The organism is Streptomyces sp. NBC_01255 (genome assembly GCF_036226445.1).
GTDB lineage: Bacteria > Actinomycetota > Actinomycetes > Streptomycetales > Streptomycetaceae > Streptomyces.
The window spans coordinates 5,782,364-5,802,707 of record NZ_CP108474.1 but is presented as its reverse complement, the minus strand read 5'-3'; the positions used below and the strand labels follow the sequence as shown (position 1 = coordinate 5,802,707).

Below are 20,344 nucleotides of genomic sequence, written 5' to 3'. Positions count from 1 at the left end.
GGCCGCTCACCACCGCTCCCCTAGCGTTCGATCTCCGCGAACACCGCGTCCCACCGGTCGAGGACGCTCGGCAGCGACAGGCGTGCGACGTGCTCGCGTCCCGCCTCGCCGTACCGCCGCCGCAGCCCGGCGTCGTCCATGAGCTCGCCGAACGCGGCGGCGAGCCCCGGCACGTCGCCCGGCGGCACCAGGGTGCCCGTGACACCGTCGTCGACGAGCTCCCGGACACCGCCCGACACGTCGAAGCTCACGCACGGCACCCCGCACGCGGCGGCCTCCGCCAGCGCCATCGGGCGTCCCTCGCGCTCACTGCTGATCGCGACGACGGACAGCTCGCGGTAGGCGGCCGCCATGTCCTTGACCGTGCCCCGCAGGACGACCTGGTCGGCGACGCCGAGGTCCTCGGCCTTCATCCGCAGCTCGTTCTCCAGCGGACCGTCGCCGAAGAGGTGCAGCTCCCAGCCCTCACGACCCGCGCCCCGGCCGCCCGCGCCCCGGCCGCTCGCGCGGGCCTGGGCGAAGGCCTCGATCATCCGGTCGTACCGCTTGATCGGGTCGAGCCGGCCGACCGCGCCGATCCTGCGGGTGTCGAGCGGGGCCCGCTCGTCCGGGTAGAACGGCAGCGGGTTCGGCATGACCCGCACGTTCGGCACGCGCTGGTTGACGAACTCGACCGCGTCCCCCTGGGAGAGGACCAGGGTCTGCTCCAGGGCCGGGTAGTGGCGCCGGATCAGCTTCAGGTTGGCGCTGCGCCGGGCCTGCGCGAAGGACTCGTGGTACTGCCCGATGCCCTTCAGATGACGCCACTCCAGCGGCATGACCCAGTCCACCGCCCACGGCGAACCGAAGACGACGTAGCCGTCCTCGACCGCCGACAGCCGGCGCTGCATCTCCGCCCGCGCGTGCTCGCGGGCGGCCCGCGCCCGGCGGGCGTCGGCACGCCGCGCCAGGCTGAGCCGGTCGCCGACCGTCCGCACCGGCGGCCTGGGGGCCGCGGCCAGCGGATAGAGCGTCGCATGGCGGTACGCGCGCGTGGCGTTGTACGGGAAGGGCTCGGGGCTCGGCCGGATGCCGATCAGCTCGACGCGGTGGCCCCGCTCGCCCATGCCCTGGGCGAGGGTGTGCAGCACCCGCTGGGATCCGCCCATCGAGTCGACGTCGACACCGACGAAGAACACGTTGCGGGCAGGGGAGGCCTCAGTCATGGGTGCCGCCTTCGAAAAAAGCGTCGACCACCAGTTTGCTCGCGTGGCCGGTCTCGTACGAGCAGAACATCTCCTGGAAGCGCGCGTAGCGCTGGGCGTGCCGCTCCCGCACGCCCTCCAGGTCCAGCACGGCGGCGGCGAGGTCTTCGGTGGTCGTCAGCATCGGCCCCGGCGCGATCTCCTCGAGGTCGTAGTACGTGCCCCGCTCGCCGCCCTTGTAGTCCTCGTAGTCGTCCGTGTACAGCAGTATCGGGCGACCGGTGTTCGCGTAGTCGAACATCAGCGACGAGTAGTCCGTGAGGACCGCGTCCGAGGCCAGCATCAGGTCGTTGACGTCGGCGAACGCCGAGCCGTCCCGGAGGAAGTGGCCGAGTTCCGGGGCGACCGTGAACCGGTCGTACGGGTGGGCGCGCACGACGACGGTCCACTCGTCGGACAGGTACGAGGCCAGCGCCTCGAAGTCCACCCGGATCGACTGTCCGGTGCGGCGGGCCGCGTCGCGGAAGGTCGGGGCGTAGAGCAGCACCTTGCGGCCGGCCGGGATGTCCAGGGCCTCGCGGGCGGCGGCCGCCCTGGCCCGCTGCTCCGGCTCCGCCCAGCGCACGAGCACGTCGTTGCGCGGGTAGCCGGAGCGGATCAGGTCGGCCTGGACCTCGAAGGCCGGGACGAAGGTCCGCTCGAACTCGGCGCTCGGGCAGACGAGCGCGTCCCAGCGGCCGACGGCGGCGCGGAACCGCCCCTTCTCGATCTCCGAGGCACCGCGCAGCGACGGGACGTCGAAGCCCATCGCCTTGAAGGTCTGGCCGTGCCAGGTCTGGAGGTACCGGGTGCCCTTGGGCTTCGCGTACAGGTACGGCAGGTTGTGCGAGTCCACCCAGTACGTGGCCCGGGCCAGCGCGCGGCCGTAGGCGAAGCTGCCGCGCTTCACGAGCGTGACGTCGTCGGGGAAGGAGTCCCGGCTTCCCGAGTACGCCCAGACCACGTCGATCGGGAGGGCACGGCGCTTGAGCTCCTCGTAGACGTAGCGGGGGTTGTCCGCGTAGCCGCGGCCCTCCACCGCCTCGAAGACGGCCAGGCCGCGCTTGCGCGGAAGCCTGGCGACGGCGTCGTAGGCCGTCGCCTTGCCCTCGTTGCCGACGAGGATCTTCTTGACCTTGCCGACCTTGGCCTTGGTCTTGCGGGCGTAGGGGCCGAGCGGTTCGAGGGACTTCAGGACGCCGGAGCGCTGCCAGGTCACCTCGAGGCGGCCCGCGCCCTTCTGTTCGGCCTGGACCCGCAGGTGGTGGATGCCGAACTTGTGGTACCGGAGGGTGGCGCGGAAGTCGGGCTGGTCGTGCCGGGCGAGCAGGATGTCCGTACGCCGCGCGCCGTCCTGCTCCAGGGCGATCACCGGGTGGCGGCGGGTCGCCACGCCGACCTTGCCGACCGGGACCTTCCGCAGGTCCAGCTCGGCCTTGGACACGTACAGGCCGTCGCCGTCCGGGACGAGCGTGAGCGGCACCGTCAGCGGCGTCTTGTGGGCGGCGAGTTTGACCGAGGCCCGGGTGTCCTCGGTGATCAGGCCGACCGGGTCGTACGTACGGATCTCCAGGCGCAGGACCGGGCCGAGCATCGACACGGAGGTCAGCTCGTGCCGCAGGCGCCCGGTGCCGAGGGCCTGCTCGCGCAGGTGCCACTCGCCGAGGTCCAGCTCGCTGCGGCTCGCGGCGTCGGCGGGTGCGACGTCGCCCCAGTAGGGGACGCCGTCCACCTCGGTCACGGCACGGGGCGCGAGCTGCGGCCGGCCGAACTGGCGGGCGGCCACGGCGGCCTCCTCCAGCCTGCCGGTGCGCAGCAGATGGAGGCAGACGCGCTCCTCGCGCGAGAGCCGCTCGTAGGTCTCGTCGGAGATCTCGTCGAGGTACGGGGTGACCTCGGCTGCGAACTCCGCGATCCAGTCGCCGTCTCGGAACGGCAGGTCGCCGAGGTACAGGCGGAAGTCGTGACGGAGGAACTTGTGGTCCTTCTCGGCACGGAGCCCGGTCTCGCCGCGCTCCTCCAGCCAGGCGTCGATCAGCCGGGCCACGCCGATGCGGTCGCGGACGTTCTGGATCTTGTGCCGGCTCGACGAGATGGAGACGCTCTCCGGTGCGAGGCGCCAGGTGTAGACGGACCACGGCACGACGGCGAAGGTCTCCGCGAGCGTGTACGCCTGCGCGGAGAACAGCTGGTCCTCGTAGTGGATGCCCTCGGGGAAGGCGAGCCCGTTGTCCCGGATGAAGCCGGTTCGGTAGAGCTTGTTCGTCGACAGGTGGTCGAAGAAGTACTCGGGCCGCTCGGCGATGCCCGCCACGACCCGCTGCTCGGCGAAGAGGTGCGGGTACCACAGGCCCGTGGTGTCGGAGGCCTCGTAGAGCCGGGTCACCTCACCGGTCACGAAGTCGACGCCGGCCTCCTCGGCGACGAGCAGCATGCTCTTGCAGGCGTGCCGCGGCAGTTCGTCGTCGCTGTCGAGGAACATGACGTACGGGGCGCGGGCGATCGCGATGCCGCGATTGCGGGGGGCGCTGCAGCCGCCGCTGTTCTCCTCCAGGCGCGCGTACCGCACGCGGGGGTCGGCGGCCTCCAGGGCGCGCGCGACACGCTCGGTGCCATCGGTCGAGCAGTCGTCGGCGATGATCACTTCGAGATTGTTCAGGGTCTGGTCGAGTACGGACCGAACCGCTCGCGGGAGCCGTTCCTCATCGTTGTAGACGATGACGACGACGCTCACATCGGGGACGTCGCTAGTCGGCATCCAAGTCCTCTCACACAGGCATGCGGTAGTACAGAGCGCGCTCACAGTTGATTGATGAACGCCCCCGCCGACCGTCAAGTCACGAACCGGCGGGAAATTGTTCCGAAACCAGTCTCCCTCTCATCGGGTGGTGTTCACCGCTTCGCCAGGAGTCTCCTGATCCGTCCGGATACCACCTGGCGGGCCCCCGCCGCGCCGCCCGTGAGCCGGAGGGTCAGGCCGCGCCTCGCCGAGGCCACGACCTGGACGAGGAGGACGCGGCCGAACCGGCCGAGGACCACGCCGCGCCGGCCGGCGAACCCCTCCGGGGCCCGGACCTCGGCGCAGCCGGTCGAGCCGTCCGCGTACCGCAGCTCGGCGCGGAGCGACCAGGAGGCGAGCCGGCCGGCGCGGAGCAGCTTCGCGGTGGGGACGCGGAGGGTGGCGGTCCAGCCCTCGTCGGCGGGGAGCAGCGGGGCCTCGGCGGAGAGCGTCGCGGCCGATACGCGTTCGGTGAACCCGACCCGGACGGAGACGGGGCGCAGGGTGCCGACCCGCCCGTACAGCTCGTGCACGGTGAGGGTCACGCGGGTGGCCCCGCCGACGGAGAAGGCACCGTCCACGGCGACCGGCAGCCGGGCCGGGGGCAGCTCGGCGAGACCGTCCAGCGGTACGTCGGCCGGGGCGGCGGCCAGCACCGGGCCGCCGTCCTCGGCGCGGCGGTACGGCGGGACGAGCCGCGGGCGGCCGGCGGCGAGCTCGGCGAACCGGGTGAGTTCGCGCCCTTCGGGTACGGCGGCGAGGGCCGTGATCCCGGCGTAGAGCCAGCGGTTCGGCGCCGGGGCGGCGGCGACCGCGGCGTCGTCGAAGCCGGCGAGGTGGTCACGGGTGAGCGTCCACCAGTCGGCGCGGTAGGCGGCGGTCCGCCGCGGCAGTTCGCGGAGGTACATGGGGAGGTCGTAGTCGAGGAACTTCGTCTGCGCGGCGACGGCGAGCGCGGGATGCCCGGCCTTGCGGAACACCTCGACGACGGCGCGGTGCGCGGCGACCCGGTGCTCCCAGTTCGCCAGGGAGGCCTGGCGCAGCGAGATCGACAGGTTCGAGGCCCGGCGCCGCACGTGCCAGACGTACAGGGGCACGTCGGTGACGGCGAGCCGGGGGGCGGCGGCCTGGACGCGGGCGCCGAAGACGAAGTCCTCGTAGTGGAAGGCGCCTTCGGGGAAGCGGATCGCATGGTCGTTCAGGAAGTCACGGCGGTAGAGCTTGTTGACGGAGAGGGTGTCGAGGACCAGTTCGGGGTGTCCTTCGACGCCGTCGAGGACGGTGCCGGGGAGGGTGGCGCCCCGGGAGACGTCGTACAGCGAGGCCGCCCAGACGGTCTCGCGGCCCTCGGGGAGCTCGCGCCGCACGCAGAGGCCCGTGACGACGTCCGCGCGCTCCTGCTCCGCGACGGCGAGGAGTGCGTCGACGGCACCGGCGATCAGCACGTCGTCGCTGTCGAGGAACAGGACGTACGGGTGGGCGGCGGCGGCGATGCCGTCGTTACGGGGGGTGCCGCAGCCGCCGCTGTTGACCTCGCGGAGCAGGGGCCGCACCCGGGGTTCGCCGGCGAACCCGGCGATCACGTCAGGCGTCGCGTCCCGGGAGGCGTCGTCGACGACGACGACCTCGCCGACGGCATCGCCCTGGGCCAGGGCGGAACGGATCGCCTCGCCTACGTGCTCGGCGTCGTTGTACGCGATGACGACGACACTGACCCGTGCCGTGACGAGTGGCCTGGGGGGCTCGATCATCCGGGCATCGTAGCGGTGCGCACACGGACCGTAAGCACGGAAGGCAAAAGAGAGGGCCGCCGAACGCATCGGCGGCCCTCTTCTCGCGACGGCCCCTGGGAAGGGGTCGAGTTCGTCCTAGAAGGGGTCGAACTCGTCGTACTCGCGCTGCGCGTCGTCCCGCTGCGCGTCCCGGTCGCGGCGGCGCTGCGCCGCCGGACGCGGGGCCTCCAGACGGTGGTCCTCGCCACGGCGGCCGAGCATCTCGGCGCCCGCCATCATCGTCGGCTCCCAGTCGAAGACGACCGCGTTGTCCTCGGTGCCGATCGCGACGCCGTCGCCGGCGCGGGCGCCCGCCTTCATCAGCTTGTCCTCGACGCCGAGGCGGTTGAGGCGGTCGGCCAGGTAGCCGACGGCCTCGTCGTTGTTGAAGTCGGTCTGGCGGACCCAGCGCTCGGGCTTGTCGCCGCGTACCCGGTACACGTCCTCGGCCTCGTCGTACGTGACGGTGAAGCCCGCGTCGTCGACGGCCTTCGGGGTGATGACGATCCGGGTCGCCTCTTCCTTCGGCTTGGCAGCGCGCGCTTCCGCGACGATGCCGGCGAGGGCGAAGGAGAGCTCCTTGAGACCCGTACGGGCCACGGCGGAGGCCTCGTACACCTGGTAGCCGCGGGCCTCCAGGTCCGGGCGGATCATGTCCGCGAGGTCCTGGCCGTCCGGGATGTCGATCTTGTTGAGGACGACGATGCGGGGCCGGTCCTCAAGACCGCCGTACTGCCGGAGCTCCTCCTCGATGATGTCGAGGTCGGAGACCGGGTCGCGGTCGGACTCCAGCGTCGCCGTGTCCAGGACGTGCACGAGGACCGAGCAGCGCTCCACGTGACGCAGGAACTCCAGGCCCAGGCCGCGGCCCTGGCTGGCGCCCGGGATCAGACCCGGCACGTCGGCGATCGTGTAGACGGTCGAGCCGGCGGTGACCACACCCAGGTTCGGGACGAGCGTCGTGAAGGGGTAGTCGGCGATCTTCGGCTTGGCGGCCGAGAGAACGGAGATGAGCGAGGACTTGCCCGCGCTCGGGTAGCCGACGAGGGCCACGTCGGCGACGGTCTTGAGCTCCAGGACGATGTCCCGCGACTCGCCGGGCTCGCCGAGGAGGGCGAAGCCGGGGGCCTTGCGGCGGGCGGAGGCCAGCGCGGCGTTGCCGAGGCCGCCGCGGCCGCCCTGGCCCGCGACGAAGGTGGTGCCTTCGCCGACGAGGTCGGCGAGGACGTTGCCCTGCTTGTCGAGGACGACGGTGCCGTCGGGCACGGTCAGGACGAGGTCCTGGCCCTCCTTGCCGGAGCGGTTGTCACCGGCGCCGGGCTGGCCGTTGGTGGCCTTGCGGTGCGGCGAGTGGTGGTACTCGAGCAGCGTGGTGACCGACTGGTCGACGACCAGGGTCACGTCGCCGCCGCGGCCACCGTTGCCGCCGTCGGGTCCGCCGAGCGGCTTGAACTTCTCCCGGTGAACGGAGGCGCAGCCGTGGCCTCCGTTACCCGCGGCGACATGCAGCTCGACGCGGTCCACGAAGGTGGTCATGGTTGTGCCTCCAGTTTGGGGGTACCCCCGGCCGAAGGGTGGGGGAGTACGGAATGTCTATCTAGTAACACGCGAAAGGCGGACCCGCTTCCCGTACGGGAAGTGAGGTCCGCCTCCGCAAAGATCCGATCAGGCGACCGGAACGATGTTCACGACCTTGCGGCCACGGTGGGTGCCGAACTGCACCGAGCCGGGCAGCAGGGCGAACAGCGTGTCGTCGCCGCCACGGCCGACGCCCGCGCCGGGGTGGAAGTGGGTGCCGCGCTGGCGGACGAGGATCTCACCAGCGGAAACGACCTGACCGCCGAAGCGCTTCACGCCGAGCCGCTGAGCGTTGGAATCGCGCCCGTTCCGGGTGGACGATGCGCCCTTCTTGTGTGCCATGTCTCAGTCCCTCTTACTTCGCAGCCGCGGGGATACCGGTGACCTTGATCGCCGTGTACTGCTGGCGGTGACCCTGGCGACGGCGGTAGCCGGTCTTGTTCTTGTACCGCAGGATGTCGATCTTGGCGCCCTTGTGGTGGTCCACGATCTCGGCCTGAACCTTGATCCCGGCCAGGACCCACGGGTCGCTGGTCACGGCGTCGCCGTCGACAACGAGCAGGGTCGAGAGCTCGACCGTGTCGCCAACCTTGGCAGTGGGAATCTTGTCAACCTCAACGATGTCGCCGACAGCAACCTTGTGCTGGCGACCACCGCTGCGCACGATGGCGTACACGCGGATCTCTCTCTCACTCGGGATGAAACCTCTGAAGCCAGCCACTCACACGGGCCCGAGGGCCCGCGGCGTTCCGGAATCGGACGAGCGGCCTCTCCCGGCGAGCGGGAGGGAGGTGCTCAGAGGCGCGACGTATCCAGTCAGACACGCCGACGGTCTAGGTTACGGGCGGCTGCCACAAGGGGTCAAATTCGCCCGACCGCGCGCGGGCCGCCCTCAGGGGACGGCCCGCACCCGGTGGATCAGTCCTGGGCCGGAGTCGTGGTCTTCTCCGCCGCCTTCTTGGCCGGGGCCTTCTTGGCGGTGGTCTTCTTCGCCGCGGTCTTCTTGGTCGCCGCCGTCTTCTTGGTGGCGGCCTTCTTGGCCGTGGTGGTGGCCTTCTTCGCGGTCTTGCGCGCGGCCGTCTTCTTGACCGGCGCGGCCTCGGGCTCGGCCTCCCCGTCCGCCGTGGCGGCCTCGGACTCGGCCGGGGCCGTGGCGACCACCAGGACGGCGGCCTCCTCGGCGCCCGCGGGCGAACCGGCGGGAGCGGTGGCCTTGCGGACGACCCGGCGACGGGCACGCGGCGGGGCGGCCACGGGGGCCTCCTCGACGGCGGGCTCGGGCGCGGTCTCCACGACGGGCTCCGGCTCCGGGGCGGCCACGGGGGCCTCCTCGGCGACCGACACGGCCACCGGCTCGACGACGGCGGCCTCGGCGGCCTCCGTGGTCGACACGACCGGGGACGTCGCCCGGCGCGTGGCACGACGGCGGCCGCGCGGGGCCGGGGCCGCGGTCTCCTCGGCCACCGGCTCGACGACCGGCTCGACAACGGGCTCGGCGACGGGGGCCGGCGCGACGACCGGCTCCGGCTCCACCACGTAGCTCTCGGTCTCCACGACCGGGGCCGGGGCGACCGGCGCGGACACCCTGCGGGTGGCGCGGCGGCGGCCACGACCGCGCGTGGCGGCGGCCTCGGCCTCGGCGATGCTGCCGTACAGCTCCTCGTCCGGGGCGATGGGCTCGGGCAGCGCCACCGGCGCGGCCAGCTCCGCCGCGACCTCGGCCTCGGACTCGGCCTCCAGCTCGGCCTCGGCACCGGACTCGACGGCCTCGTGCTCGTGCTCGTGCTCGTGGACGTGCTCGGCGCCACCGCGGCGCTTCTTCGCCCGCTTGCCGCCACCGCCGCCGGAAACCGCCGGCTGCTCCATGTGGACGATGACACCGCGGCCGTTGCAGTGGACGCAGGTCTCGGAGAAGGACTCCAGGAGGCCCTGGCCGACCCGCTTGCGGGTCATCTGGACCAGGCCGAGCGAGGTGACCTCCGCCACCTGGTGCTTGGTCCGGTCACGGCCCAGGCACTCCAGGAGACGGCGCAGCACCAGGTCGCGGTTGGACTCCAGGACCATGTCGATGAAGTCGATGACGACGATGCCGCCGAGGTCGCGCAGGCGCAGCTGGCGCACGATCTCCTCGGCCGCTTCGAGGTTGTTCCTCGTCACGGTCTCTTCGAGGTTGCCGCCCTGGCCGGTGAACTTGCCGGTGTTGACGTCGACGACGATCATCGCCTCGGTCTTGTCGATCACCAGCGAGCCGCCGGACGGCAGCCAGACCTTGCGGTCCAGCGCCTTCATGAGCTGCTCGTCGATCCGGTACGTCGCGAAGACGTCGACCTCGCTCGTCCACTTGGACAGGCGGTCGGCCAGGTCCGGGGCGACGTGCGAGACGTAGCCGTGGATGGTGTCCCACGCCTCGTCGCCGCTGACGATGACCTTGGAGAAGTCCTCGTTGAAGATGTCGCGGACGACCCGGACGGTCATGTCCGGCTCGCCGTACAGCAGGCTCGGCGCGCTCGTCGAGATCTGCTGCGCCTTCTTCTGGATGTCCTCCCACTGCGCCTGCAGTCGCTCGACGTCGCGGCGCAGCTCGTCCTCGCTCGCGCCCTCGGCGGCGGTGCGCACGATGACGCCCGCGTCCTCGGGGACGATCTTCTTGAGGATGGTCTTCAGGCGGGCGCGCTCGGTGTCCGGGAGCTTGCGGCTGATGCCGGTCATCGAGCCCTCGGGCACGTACACGAGGTAGCGGCCGGGCAGGGAGACCTGGCTGGTCAGACGGGCGCCCTTGTGGCCGATCGGGTCCTTCGTGACCTGCACGAGGACCGACTGGCCGGACTTGAGGGCGGTCTCGATGCGGCGCGGGCCGTGGCCCATGCCGAGCGCCTCGAAGTTGACCTCACCGGCGTACAGGACGGCGTTGCGGCCCTTGCCGATGTCGACGAACGCGGCCTCCATCGACGGCAGGACGTTCTGGACCTTGCCCAGGTAGACGTTGCCGACGTACGAGGTGGCCTGCTCCTTGTTGACGTAGTGCTCCACGAGCACGTTGTCTTCCAGGACGCCGATCTGGGTGCGCTCGCCGCTCTGGCGGACGACCATGACGCGCTCGACGGCCTCACGGCGGGCCAGGAACTCGGCCTCGGTGATGATCGGGACGCGGCGGCGGCCCTGCTCGCGGCCCTCGCGGCGCCGCTGCTTCTTGGCCTCCAGGCGGGTCGAGCCCTTGATGGACTGGACCTCGTCGACGCTCGTGCCGGCCTCGGCCTTCTCGCGGGCCGGGCGGGGCTCGCGGACCTTGACGACCGTACGGACGCCTTCCTCGTCGGTGCCCTCGGCGTCGGCGGAGGCGTCCCCGCTGCGACGGCGACGGCGGCGACGGCGGCGGGAGCTGCTGGAGCCGCCGGCGTACGCCTCGGCGTCGTCCTGCTCCTCCTCGCCCTCCTCGGCCTCGGTGTCGTCCTCGGCGCGGAGCTCGTCGGACTCCTCGGACTCCTCGACCTCGGTGAGCTCACCGCGGCGACGGCGACGGCCGCCACGGCGGCGGCGGCGGGACGGGCGGTCCCCGTACTCGTCCGTCTCCTCGGACTCCTCGGTCTCGTCGAGCTCGTCGGCGGCGGCCTCGACCTCGGGCTCGTCGGCGACGGTGGCGGGGACGGGCTCGACGGCGACGGGCTCGCCGCGGCGGCGACGGCGACGGCGGGAGCCGGCCTCGGCCCGCTCCGTGGCCTCCGGGATCTCGATGGGGCCGGCCGTCTCGACGGCCTCGGCCTCGACGGCCTCGACAGTCTCGTCGAGCTCGTCCTCCTCCAGCTCCTCCGGCTCCACGACCTCGGCGGCTGCCATGGCGGCCGTCTCCGGGGTCTGGAACATCGGCTCGGAGAAGACCGGGGCCTGGAAGACGGCGACGGCGGGACGCTCGGCGCGGCGGGCGCGGGACGTCTCCGGCTTCGTGACGGGCTCGGAGGTGAACTGCGGCGAGGTGGCGCGGCGGCGGCCGCGACCCCGGGTGGCGGCGGTCTCGGCGGCGGCGACCTCGGCCTCGTCGGCGGCGATCTGCGCGACGGCGGCCTGCGGCAGCGACTCGCCGGTGGCGGCGGGCTCGGGAGCCGCCTCGGGGGTCGCCTCGGGCGAGGTGACCCGGCGGGTGGCGCGACGGCGGGTACGCGGGGCGGGCGCGGCGGCCTCGTCGGCCGGGGCGGCGGCGGCCTCGGCGACCGGCGCGGCCTCGACCGCGGGCTCCTCGACAGCGGCCGTGGACGTCACGGGCGCGGTGGCCTTGCGGGTGGCACGACGGCGGGTACGCGGCGCGGCCTCGGCGGCCTCGACGACCGGGGCGGCGGCGGCCTCGGCGACCGGCGCGGCCTCGACCGCGGGCTCCTCGACAGCGGCCGTGGACGTCACGGGCGCGGTGGCCTTGCGGGTGGCACGACGGCGCGCCGGACGCGCCGGAGCGGCCTCGTCGGCCGGAGCGGCGGCGGTCTCGGCGACCGGCGCGGTCTCGACCGCGGCGGTCTCCGCGAGGGGGGCGCCGACCTCGACCGTCTCCACGGCCGGTGCGGTGGCCTTGCGGGTGGCGCGGCGGCGGGTGCGCGGCGCGGGGGCGGCCTCGGCCTCGACCGGCGCGGCCTCCACGGCCGGGGTCTCGGCGGTAGCCGTGGTCTCGGCGGCCTCGGTGCCCGCCGTCACCGGCGGACCGGCGGGGCGGGAAGCGGCGCGGCGCCGACGGCGCGGCGGCAGCTTGTCACCGGGGGCATTGGTGTCTTCGTTGGACTCGAGCATGCGGGCGGTTCTCCCGTCACGCTCCCGGGCGCCGCGCCTGGTTCCGGTCCGGCGGCACGATCACGCCTGTGGCGCGGTGCCGCCGTCCGGGGCGCGGGCGCCGCACGGGAGCTGATGTCTGGCTCGCCGGTTCCGTACGCCCTGTGCGTACGGCCTGGCGAAAGTCTCCTGGTCTGTGCGCTGCCCGACCCAGGTGGCTCCCGAGTACCAGGGCGGCGCTACAACGACCGCTCCCTACGCGGTACCCGCACCCGGCGCCGTCGCTGAGGCGGTCGCGGCGGCCGTGGATGAAGCGGCCGTGACTGCCTCGCGGTCGGGCGCGAGCGGGTCGGTCACCGTGCCGGACTCCTCGTCGAAGAGCCCCTGCGCCAGCCTGGTCACCGCAGCGGGGACCGGCGGCGCCAGGTCGGCCACAGCTCGGAGACCGGACAGGACGTCGTCGGGTCGTACGGCAGGTGTCACGTGCCGAACAACCAGCCGCAGTATCGCACAGGCGCTGTCCGGCGTCCTCTCACCCTGGGGATCGCCCTGGGCGGAGGAAACCGTCAGCTCGGTGACCGCGGAGCGGGCGTCGAAGGTGCGGATGCCGTTCTTGGTCTTGCGCTGTACTTCCACGGTCTCGGCCGCGAGAAACGCGTCGGCGGCCTTCTGTGCGTCCTCGACGGTGACGCCTTCGAGCCGCAGCTCCCACACGGAGGCGGTGAGGCGGTCGGCGAGACCCGAGGTCCGGGCCTCGACGGCGTCGGTGATGTCGAGGCCCGTGGGAAGGGACTCGTCGAGCAGGGCCCGCAGCATCTCGGGGTCGCGCGTCTGGGTGAGCGCGATCTCCAGGTACTCGGCCTCGGAGCCCGTACCGGTCGGGGCGGCGTTGGCGTACGACACCTTGGGGTGCGGGGTGAACCCCGCCGAGTACGCCATGGGCACCTCGGCGCGGCGCAGCGCACGCTCGAAGGCGCGCTGGAAGTCACGATGGCTGGTGAACCGGAGGCGGCCGCGCTTGGTGTAGCGCAGTCGGATGCGCTGCACCGCCGGTGCGGGCGGCGGGCCTTCGGGCTGTCGCTTGCCCAGTGGTTCTTCTCCTCGGTGCGGGGCGGGCGCGGGTGACGCGCCGCCCTCGGGTGTACGGGGGTTCCCTCGGGGCCGGCCGGCTCACCCCCGCTTGTGCAGGGAGATCTCGGGCTCGGCCACCACGCCGGGAACGGTCTGTTGTGGTGCAGCACCTCCCAGGTTACGCGCCTGACCCCGTATGGCGTTCACAGGCTCCGGCTGCCGCTCCCCGCCGACCAGCGCGTGCCACGCGTCGCGGCGCGCCCGGCGCACGGTCTCGCGCGCCGAGGCGAGAGCCCCGCGGACGGCCCGGCCGGTCTCCACGGCGGCCTTCCTGGCGGGGCGCCACACGGCGTCGCGCACGACGTGGCCGACCGGGGTGCACACGTTCCGGTAGAACCAGCTCACGGGCAGGCCGACCAGGTTCCACGCGAGCCACTTCAGGGCGCGGCCGACCGCGAGCGAGATGTACCCGGCCACGCGCCAGGCGACCACGAGGGCGTCGGCGATCTCGCGGCCGATCAGCGCGAGGACACGTCCGACGGGGGTGAGCACCCAGCGGTAGAGGAAGACGGCGGGGAGGACGACGAGGATCTTCCCGAGCCACATCAGGCCGGCGGCGAGGCCCCTGCCGACCCAGGCGAGACCGCGGCCGAGCCAGGTGAGGGCATGGCCGAGCGGGGTGAGGACGTAGCGGTACGTCCCCGAGGCGAGCGGCACGGCCACGTACCGCCACAGGGCCGTCCACGGCCAGACGAGCACCGCCCACAGCACCAGCCCGGTACCGCGCCCGAGGGGCGCGAGCAGCCGTGCGTACACCCAGGCCGACGCGCGGGCCAGGCCGTGCCCGAGCGGCGTGAGGACGGCCCGGTACAGCCAGGCCAGCGGACGGGCGATCAGGTGGACGGCGAGCGGCACGACGACGTAGCGCCACAGGCCCAGCCAGGGCCAGTAGAAGACCGCTTTGCACAGCCACCACGTCGCCGTGGCGACGGCCTCGGCCATCCGGGCGACGGCACGGCCCACGGGGGCGAGCACGTGCGTGTGGAACCAGTCGTACGCGCGGCCCAGCGGGCGCAGCAGTACCCGGCCCAGGAAACCGCCGCACAGGACGAGCGCGTCCCATACGAGGCGGACGGGGACGACGACGACAAGCACGACGATCCGTACGGGAATCCTGATGGCCGCCGTCAGACAGCCTTCGGGTTCCGGCCGGGGGGCCGCTTTCTCCGGGTACATGTGACGGGAGACGCGAAAGGTCCGTTCACGGTTCATCCCCGGCCGCCGGATCCGGACTGTTCGGCACCGCCTCCAGGAGTGGCCCATTAGCCTAGGTCCCTACGCCCGTCCCCCCACACACACCTTGCGCATCCCCCCACCTACCCCAGGACACGTTGAGGCTCGGTATGAAAATATCCTTCCTTCTGGTCGACCGCTGTCATATCGGCGGCGTGGTCAGTGCCATCCACAACCTGGCCAAGGCGCTGGCGGACCACCACGAGGTCGAGCTGGTCTCCCTCCGTCGCAACCTCGACCAGGCGTACTTCCCGCTCGACCCGCGGGTGAAGACCCTCGCCCTCACCGACATGCGGAAGCACTCGCACACGTATGACGGTGACGACCCGATGATCGAGGTCTTCCCGCACATCTACCCGAACGAGCCGACGGACAAGAAGCCGTGGGTCAGCCGTCTCGCCGAGAAGCGGCTGATGGAGTACCTGGCCACGACCGACGCCGACATCGTGGTCAGCAACAACCCCAAGATCACGATCATGCTGGCCTATGCGGACGGCGACTTCCTGAAGGTCGCGATGGAGCACTCGCGGCCCGCGCGGTACGGCCCGCACATCCGGGACGCCCTCTTCAAGGACGCGTACCCGAAGATGGACGCGATCACCGCGCCGACGCCGGACGAGTGCCGGACCATCGCCGGGGTCGTGCCCGCGGTGAGCCACCTGCTCTCCCCGATGCCCAACTGCATCCCGGCCCACGAGGGCCAGATGTCCACCGGTGACAACAAGATCGTGGTCACCGCCGGTCTGCTCAAGACCCACAAGGGCTTCGGCGACCTCATCGAGGCCTTCTCCACCGTGGCGCCGCGCCACCCGGACTGGAGCCTGCGGATCTACGGCTCCGGCCCCGAGCGCGCCAACCTGCGCAAGAAGATCAACGACACGGACAGCAACAACCAGATCTTCCTGATGGGCCCGGCCACCCCGGTCACCCCGGAGTTCGCCAAGGCGTCCGTGTTCGTCCTCCCCTCCCACCTGGAGGCCTTCGGCAACGTCACCGTCGAGGCGATGGCGGCCGGCCTGCCGGCGGTCTGCTACGACGCCCCGCACGGCCCGCGCAACATCATCACGCAGGGCGAGGACGGCTACGTCGTGCCGCTCGGCGACAAGGTGGCGCTCGCCGAGCACATCGAGAAGCTGATCTCCGACGAGGACCTGCGCCGGAAGATGGCGGCCGCCGCGGTGACGAACGTGGTCCGCTTCCAGGAGGCCGAGACCGTCGCCCGCTTCGAGCGGCTCGTGGAGACCATGCGGGCCCGCCGGGGCATCCCCCGCACGGCCGCCGCCGTGGTCAACCCGCAGGGCGACGTCCGGGTGCTGGTCGACGGGCTGTCCGCCGACAGCGGCGCCGAGTTGGTCTGCAAGGACATCCGCAAGAAGGCCGACGAGGTCGTCGTCCCCTTCGTCGGCGACGAGGCACTGGTCCCCGCGGTCGGCAAGCTCGTCGAGGGCGACTGGGAGCTGGCGGTCCGCGCCGCCGGCTTCGACCTGCCGCTGCGGTCGGCCGGCTGCGACACCCTCCACATGCTGTCGCTGAAGCTGCCCCGCACCGAGGGCCCCGCCCTGTCCGTGCTGCTGCCGTACGCCCACACGGACGGCACCCTGCGGGTGCAGAGCCGGGTGCGCGCCCAGCACGTCGAGGTCGCGGCCCTGCACGCCGGCGCCACCTCGATCGTCATCGACGCCGCGGCCTGGGGCGTCGAGCCCGGCAAGAGCAGCGTGATCGAGGCCGTCCACCGCAAGGAGGCCGACAAGAACTTCACCTTCCCGGTGAAGGCCGGCGCCGACGGACGCTTCACGGCCACCCTGGACAACGCCGCCGCGGCCCGCCTCCACCAGGCCGGCGCCGAGGACGTCTGGGACCTCTGGCTGCTGCCGGACAAGAACTCCGCCCGGATCCGCGTCTGCAAGCTGGCCACCGACGTGCTCACCCCGATGGACGTCTTCACCTACCCGTACCCGGTGGTGAAGAGCTCCGGCGCCCCGGTCGCGGCCGCCGCGGACACCAAGTCGAAGAGCGTCTGGCGCAACCGTCTGGCCTCCGTCCCCGGCGCCCCGGTCAACCACGAGCTGCGCCCGTACTTCTCCAGCAACGGCCAGCTCTCACTGAAGATCATCGACAAGAAGTGACCGGCGAGCGGTGGGGCCTGACGGGCCCTGCCGGTCCCGGCCCGCGCACGACGGAGCCCCGGCCCGCAGGGAGACCTGCGGGCCGGGGCTCTTCCGTACGCCCGGGGGCACCGCCTACAGCGGCGCGCCGTCCTCGGCCGTCTTGAACATCAGGTCGGCGAGACGCTCGGCCGCGTGACCGTCGTCGAGGTCGCAGAACTGGTGGTGGAACTCGTCGTACTTCTCCTGGTACGCGACCTTCACCTCGTCGATCTCCCGGATGGCCGTGAGCAGGTCGTCCGAGGTCTCGACCAGCGGGCCCGGTGCGTCCTCCTCGAAGTCGAAGTAGAAGCCGCGGAGCCGGTCGCGGTAGTGCTCCAGGTCGTACGTGAAGAACAGCATCGGACGACGCAGGTGCGCGTAGTCGAACATGACCGAGGAGTAGTCCGTGATCATGATGTCGGCGGCCAGGTAGAGGTCCGCGATGTCCGGGTACTCGGAGACGTCGAAGACGAAGCCGTTACCGGCGCCCGGGATGCTGTCCACGATGTTGGAGTGGCGCCGGATGAGGAAGACGTGGTCGTCCCCGAGGCGGCGGCGGGCGTCTTCGAGGTCGACGCGGAGGTCGAACTTGAACTGGCCGCGGGCGTGGGACAGGTCGTCGCGCCAGGTCGGCGCGTACAGCACGACCGTCTTGCCCTCGGGGAGCCCGAGGCGCGCCTTGACCTCCTTGGCCCGCTCGTCGCGGTCCTCGGCGTACAGGTAGTCGTTGCGCGGGTAGCCCGTCTCGGCGATCAGGCCGTTGTAGCCCATGGCCCTCTTCAGGATGGGCGTGCTGAAGCGGTTGGACGAGACGAGGATGTTCCAGCTCGCCGCTTCCTGGACCAGGCGCTCGTGGTAGTTCGGGTCGAACTTGGGCGCCTCGATGTCCAGGCCGATCTTCTTCAGCATGGTGCCGTGCCAGGCCTGCACGATCACCTGTCCCGGCCGCCGCTTGATCCAGTGCGGGAGGTGGGCGTTGGTGATGATGTAGCGCGAGCGCGCCAGGGCGTCGTACCAGTCGGTGCCCTGGAAGCGGACCGGCTCGAGCGTGTCGGGGAGCTCGACCTGGCCGTCGCGGACCAGCCACCGGTGCTTCAGGTCCGAGCCGCGGCGGAGCAGTTCCTCGTGGACCGCGCGGGGGCTGTCCGAGAACTGCTTGCCGTTGTAGCTGATGTACAGGACCTCGTCGCGCAGCGGCAGCTCGCGGCCGCGCTCGTAGACCTCGTGACGCAGCTGGTACTGGCGGTTGGCGCCCCGCTCCATGTCCGTGAGGTCGGGCAGGCAGTTGAGCTGGGGGTGGTCCTGCCAGTGCACCTCCATCCGGTAGTCGCGGCCGTTGTGCGAGCCCTCCAGCGGGAACTGCGACACGGCGAGCCGGTCCACGACGAGCGGCAGGGACTGCTCCTCGTCGGGGGTCTCCAGGCGGAGCACCCAGCGGCCGGCCTTGAGCGGCAGCCGGCTGTTGGTGCCCGTCATCGTGGAGGGGCGGAAGGAGGCCTCGAAGGTGCCGTCCGGCAGGACGTTCAGCGGGACCGTGCGCTCGTCGAAGCGGCCCTTGGCGCTGATGACGAGGCGGTGGTCCGACAGCTCCACGGGTGCGGCGCCGCGGACGAGGAACGTCCCGTCGGCGAAGGCGATGCCGGTGATCCTGGCGCGCAGCGGGCGGCCGGAGAACTTCAGGTAGCCGTTGGCTCCGGAGAGAACCGCCACCTCGTTCTGCATGGCTTCCTCGCCGCCGAACTCGGCGGGCAGGCGGACCTGGAGGTCCGGGACGCCGTCCTTGACGACGACCTTGACGGAGCGCTGCTTCTGGCCGGGCTCCGTGACGCGTATCTGGGTGCTCCAGTTGCGGCGCATCGTCTTCGCGGCGTCGGCGCCACCGCCGGAGGCGGCCTCGGCGCTGTCCTGGTGCTCCGGCAGCAGGGCTATGTCGCCCAGGGGCACGCGGAGGCGCAGCCGCGTGTGCCCGCCGGTGACGTCGAGGACCTCCGCCGGGTAGGTGAGCACCTCGCCGCTGTTCTGGTTGGCGACGCGGAGGATGATCTCGGTGCCCATGGCGAAGGTCTCACGGAACACGCCGTCGACGACGATCTCGTCGCCCTCGGGCTTGAAGCCGGTGACGACGACCGGCACCTTCTCGATGCGCAGCTTGAGCGCCGCGCGCCGGATCTCCGGGACGATCCGGAAGTCGTCGTCGAGCCACTGGTAGGGCGGGTAGGTCAGGCGGTCCGTGCCGTACGAGTGCACGGAGCGGGAGCGCACGAGGCCGCCGGACATGACGCGCATGCCCACGTGCCAGAGGCCCTCCTGCCACTTGCCGCCCTTGCGGAACCGGGCCGGGTCGATGGTCGTCTCCCAGCCGGCCCAGTCGAAGCTGTGGCCGCGGCCCTTGTGCCCGGAGGCGGTGGTGGCCTCGGGGGCGAAGATGTTGCCCAGCGGGACGAGGACGCGGCGCTGGGTGCCGTCCTTCTTCAGCTGGAGGAGCTTGACGACGCTGCGCTTGCCCGTCTGGTCGACGCGGTCGATCCAGGCGTGGCCGGACAGCTTCAGCTTGCCGTTCTCCCACGTCAGGTCGTCCAGCGGGGAGCGCAGCTGGAGGTCCTTGTCGACGCGCAGGAGCTTCTTGGGCACCAGGTCGCCGCGGGCTTCCAGCGCGGAGTACCGGGCGTACTTGCGGACAACGCCGTCGAGCCCGACCGGCTCGCCGAGCCGCTCCGCCTCGATGAAGTCGACCAGCTCGTTCGCGGCGTGCTTGCGGACCAGCAGCCACTTGACGCGCAGCGCCGTGGGCAGCGTGTTGATCAGCTTGACGTCGATCTGGTCGAGGAACTTGTTCGCCACGCGCATGAACTCTGCGCGGTACTCCTCGTCGCCGTCGGGCATCACGTTGAGGAAGATGCGCAGGTCGCCGGTGAGGACGGTCTTGTCGTACGCGAGCTTCAGCGCGTCGGCGGCGGGGTCGTTCTGCTCGGCGAAGAACCGGCTGACGTGCTCGCAGCCGGTGGCCCGGTCCCGGGCGGCCTTGGGCTCGTTACGGCGCTGGGTGATCGAGGGGTTCGCCTCGCCGTCGCGCAGACGCCAGTAGTACGTGGCGTCGCTGATGATGTCGACGGACTCGGCGAGGAACTGGGCCGGCACGATGACCGGGGTGTCCTCGTACAGCACGCCCTCGGGGAAGCGCAGGCCGTGCTGCTCCCAGAAGTCACGCCGGAAGAGCTTGTTGCAGGCGAGGCGGTCCGTCAGGAGGTTCCGGTTCTTCCGGACGTGCGTGCGCTTCACGGCGCCCCGGGAAAGGAACCGGTGCATCGGCGACTGCCACACGCGGGTGGAGTTGATGTGCTCCACGTTGCCCGTGGCGAAGGAGGAGCCGGTCTCGTCCAGACTGCTGATCATCAGCCGGAAGGCGTCCGGCGGGATCATGTCGTCGCTGTCGACGAACGTCACGAACTCGCTCTCCGGCGCCAGGCTGTCCAGTCCCGTGTTACGGGCCGCACCCAGGCCGGCGTTCTCCTTGCGGATCAGCCGGAACCGGGCGTCCTTGTCCGCGAACTCCGCCGCTATGGCGTTGGAGTCGTCGGTGGACCCGTCGTCGATCATGAGAACTTCCAGCTCCTGGAAGGTCTGCACGGCCAACGAGTTGAGGCAGGCGGGAAGGTACTCCGCCACGTTGTAGATCGGGACGATGACGCTGAGCCGGGGTGCCATGGAGTTCTGCGTTCCTTTCTGGTTCAG

General features: G+C 71.8%; 11 protein-coding genes. 1 reads left to right on the top strand and 10 read right to left on the bottom strand.

The features are described from left to right. Positions 1-20: 20 nt before the first annotated feature. The 9 genes from OG357_RS26235 to OG357_RS26195 all read right to left on the bottom strand — a co-directional run bounded on the left by OG357_RS26235 (position 21) and on the right by OG357_RS26195 (position 14,408). Positions 21-1,205 (bottom strand): glycosyltransferase, encoded by a 1,185-nt coding sequence (locus tag OG357_RS26235; protein WP_329623487.1) that lies wholly within the window; start codon positions 1,203-1,205, stop codon positions 21-23. Continuing rightward, positions 1,198-3,981, bottom strand: a complete 2,784-nt coding sequence (locus tag OG357_RS26230; protein ID WP_329623486.1) for a bifunctional glycosyltransferase/CDP-glycerol:glycerophosphate glycerophosphotransferase — start codon at positions 3,979-3,981, stop codon at positions 1,198-1,200. The genes OG357_RS26235 and OG357_RS26230 overlap by 8 nt, the downstream gene beginning before the upstream one ends. Positions 3,982-4,115: 134 nt before the next feature. Continuing rightward, entirely contained in the window at positions 4,116-5,753 is a 1,638-nt protein-coding gene (locus OG357_RS26225) for a glycosyltransferase family 2 protein (protein WP_329623485.1), read from the bottom strand. A 117-nt stretch (positions 5,754-5,870) separates the two neighbouring features. Continuing rightward, positions 5,871-7,310: a GTPase ObgE gene (gene obgE / locus OG357_RS26220; protein WP_329623484.1), complete on the bottom strand. Its 1,440-nt coding sequence runs from the start codon at positions 7,308-7,310 to the stop codon at positions 5,871-5,873. A 129-nt stretch (positions 7,311-7,439) separates the two neighbouring features. Next, positions 7,440-7,694 (bottom strand): 50S ribosomal protein L27, encoded by a 255-nt coding sequence (rpmA, locus tag OG357_RS26215; protein WP_024756701.1) that lies wholly within the window; start codon positions 7,692-7,694, stop codon positions 7,440-7,442. A gap of 13 nt (positions 7,695-7,707) precedes the next feature. Continuing rightward, positions 7,708-8,028, bottom strand: a complete 321-nt coding sequence (gene rplU / locus OG357_RS26210; RefSeq protein ID WP_056558958.1) for a 50S ribosomal protein L21 — start codon at positions 8,026-8,028, stop codon at positions 7,708-7,710. 242 nt (positions 8,029-8,270) lie between these two features. Beyond that, a complete protein-coding gene (locus tag OG357_RS26205; protein WP_329623483.1) occupies positions 8,271-12,122 on the bottom strand; it encodes an Rne/Rng family ribonuclease in 3,852 nt (1,283 codons plus the stop codon). A gap of 234 nt (positions 12,123-12,356) precedes the next feature. Beyond that, entirely contained in the window at positions 12,357-13,148 is a 792-nt protein-coding gene (locus OG357_RS26200) for a TIGR03936 family radical SAM-associated protein (RefSeq protein ID WP_329623482.1), read from the bottom strand. 123 nt (positions 13,149-13,271) lie between these two features. Next, the gene (locus OG357_RS26195; RefSeq protein ID WP_329623481.1) at positions 13,272-14,408 is read right to left on the bottom strand and encodes a hypothetical protein; all 1,137 of its coding nucleotides are present in this window, start codon (positions 14,406-14,408) and stop codon (positions 13,272-13,274) included. Between the two features lie 212 nt (positions 14,409-14,620). On the opposite strand from OG357_RS26195, the gene OG357_RS26190 reads away from it, so the two are divergent. After that, entirely contained in the window at positions 14,621-16,591 is a 1,971-nt protein-coding gene (locus OG357_RS26190; protein WP_329623480.1) for a glycosyltransferase, read from the top strand. Positions 16,592-16,705: 114 nt separating this feature from the next. Here the strand turns inward: OG357_RS26190 and OG357_RS26185 are convergent, their stop codons facing one another. Continuing rightward, complete coding sequence (locus OG357_RS26185; RefSeq protein ID WP_329623479.1) at positions 16,706-20,317, bottom strand: bifunctional glycosyltransferase/CDP-glycerol:glycerophosphate glycerophosphotransferase; 3,612 nt, start codon at positions 20,315-20,317, stop codon at positions 16,706-16,708. Positions 20,318-20,344: the final 27 nt, after the last annotated feature.

Bases quoted from the DNA above. Each gene is read 5' to 3' on its own strand.
- OG357_RS26230 (WP_329623486.1), bottom strand. From the start codon at position 3,981: ATGCCGACTAGCGACGTCCCCGATGTGAGCGTCGTCGTCATCGTCTAC.
- obgE (WP_329623484.1), bottom strand. From the start codon at position 7,310: ATGACCACCTTCGTGGACCGCGTCGAGCTGCATGTCGCCGCGGGTAAC.
- OG357_RS26195 (WP_329623481.1), bottom strand. From the start codon at position 14,408: ATGTACCCGGAGAAAGCGGCCCCCCGGCCGGAACCCGAAGGCTGTCTG.
- OG357_RS26205 (WP_329623483.1), bottom strand. From the start codon at position 12,122: ATGCTCGAGTCCAACGAAGACACCAATGCCCCCGGTGACAAGCTGCCG.
- OG357_RS26235 (WP_329623487.1), bottom strand. From the start codon at position 1,205: ATGACTGAGGCCTCCCCTGCCCGCAACGTGTTCTTCGTCGGTGTCGAC.
- OG357_RS26185 (WP_329623479.1), bottom strand. From the start codon at position 20,317: ATGGCACCCCGGCTCAGCGTCATCGTCCCGATCTACAACGTGGCGGAG.
- rpmA (WP_024756701.1), bottom strand. From the start codon at position 7,694: ATGGCACACAAGAAGGGCGCATCGTCCACCCGGAACGGGCGCGATTCC.
- OG357_RS26225 (WP_329623485.1), bottom strand. From the start codon at position 5,753: ATGATCGAGCCCCCCAGGCCACTCGTCACGGCACGGGTCAGTGTCGTC.